Annotated in this window: 3 protein-coding genes; 1 reads left to right on the top strand and 2 read right to left on the bottom strand. The window is 50.4% G+C overall.

Going from position 1 to position 1481, the window contains the following annotated elements; genetic code table 11:
- On the top strand, window positions 1-222 hold a 222-nt coding region (locus ACIQ2D_RS21925; RefSeq protein ID WP_402867410.1), incomplete at its 5' end, for a hypothetical protein.
- Window positions 223-520: 298 nt separating this feature from the next.
- On the opposite strand, the gene ACIQ2D_RS21930 is transcribed toward ACIQ2D_RS21925, so the two are convergent.
- Window positions 521-1054, bottom strand: coding sequence for a hypothetical protein (locus ACIQ2D_RS21930; RefSeq protein WP_391590601.1), 534 nt, complete (start codon window positions 1052-1054; stop codon window positions 521-523).
- A gap of 149 nt (window positions 1055-1203) precedes the next feature.
- Window positions 1204-1481, bottom strand: a 278-nt coding sequence (locus ACIQ2D_RS21935; RefSeq protein WP_402867411.1) for a histone-like nucleoid-structuring protein Lsr2, incomplete at its 5' end; no start/stop codon positions are given.

A 1481-nucleotide genomic window follows, 5' to 3' on the forward strand; every position in this document is an offset into this window, starting at 1 on the left:
GATGATTTCATCAGGGACTCCAACAATACCGAGGTCTTAGGCATCAGGATCGGTGACTGGCACAGTTTCCTCAGGATGCACAGCGACCAAGCGGATCTTGATACGGTGAGTGCGAAGATGAGAATCGAACTGGAGAAGAGGGTTTCCAAAATATCGGAAAAGGACGCTTCTTTTCTTATCTCGACTCTGCTCTTGGCGAAAGAAATTCTTAAGGATGTCTGACATCACCTGTCCGTGCGGCATGTCAACATAAAGAATGGCGCTCATCGCTGAAGTATTCAATCCTGAATAAGAATTAATCATCAGCGATGAGCGTCACCCTTGATGTTTCATTTCTCCTTGGCCGCCCTTTTGCTTCTGGTCGACGTAGAAATGATCTCGACTCCGCCTTGCGAGTTTTTCGAGAACGTCGTGCTCTCGTTTGGATTTCCCGTCGTGGTTCCCAGCCTTGGCGTCGTGTCGATTGACACTGTATCCGTTTCCGCTTTGGCGGGACGGCCGCCACTTTGAGTGCTTTCGCTCATGATGAAATCCTTTCGATGACTATATGAGTGGGTTTTGGAGTTTCGGCATCGGGTTGAAAAGCGATCGAGAGGCCAGCTAAAATGACAACCAGTCCGGTTAGAGACGTCAGGATGGTGAACCGAGACCGGAGTCCGCGCCATCCGCTGATGAGCGATATTCCGTCCGATACTGCTTTCTGGTGTCCGAGTGCATAATCCCAATGAAACTTAGTTAGTGGGATCGCGGGCCCTGTATTGCTGTTTACGATAGATTCTGTGTCGTATGCGACATTGACTTTCCTTTTCGTTGGAAGATAGATGCTGAGAGCAACGAACACGGCTGCTCCGTACGCCACAAGTGAGCTGACATACAGAAGTTCATTCTTCGTGGAAGATGATAGTCCGAAAAACGCAGTTGCTCCCGTGGCTAGCGCAAGTACCGTCGTGGTATTTGCTCGATATTTTTCCAAGGCGGAGTCAATCAGTGTTCGGGCTGATTTTGACTCTTCATAAAATAATTGGATCGACGCCGGCGATACTTGGGTGTTCATGCTCTCCTCCAGAGTGTTTAGCTGGTGGGAATCGTACCTCGCGTCGCGTATCTGCGGTAGGGATTTCTCGACTCGTTGAAGGATTGGTGGTCGAGTTCCCGAGGGCGAGGTATAGCGTAAATTGCACTCAATGGTTCAGCTCTTCACTCTCAATGTGTGGAATCGAAAGCCTCGATAATCTCTCGCTTAATTCTGCCACGACCCGACACTTCATATCCGTTGCTGTTAGCCCAGTCCCGAATAGCCTGAAACTGTTCCGGAGACCGTGAGGCGACACCCGTCTTCGCGGGTGCCTGTGTCGCACCGCTTTTCTTTGCGTTTCCGAGCTTTTGCGCGGACTGAATGAACGGCGTAAATGCGGCGTCGAGCTTGTCGGCGTTTTTCGGCCGTAGATCGATCTGGTAGTCGGTACCTTGGTACGAAAAAG

The sequence above is a fragment of the Lysinibacillus sp. NPDC097287 genome (assembly GCF_044761695.1).
In the GTDB taxonomy this organism is placed as follows: domain Bacteria; phylum Bacillota; class Bacilli; order Bacillales_A; family Planococcaceae; genus Lysinibacillus.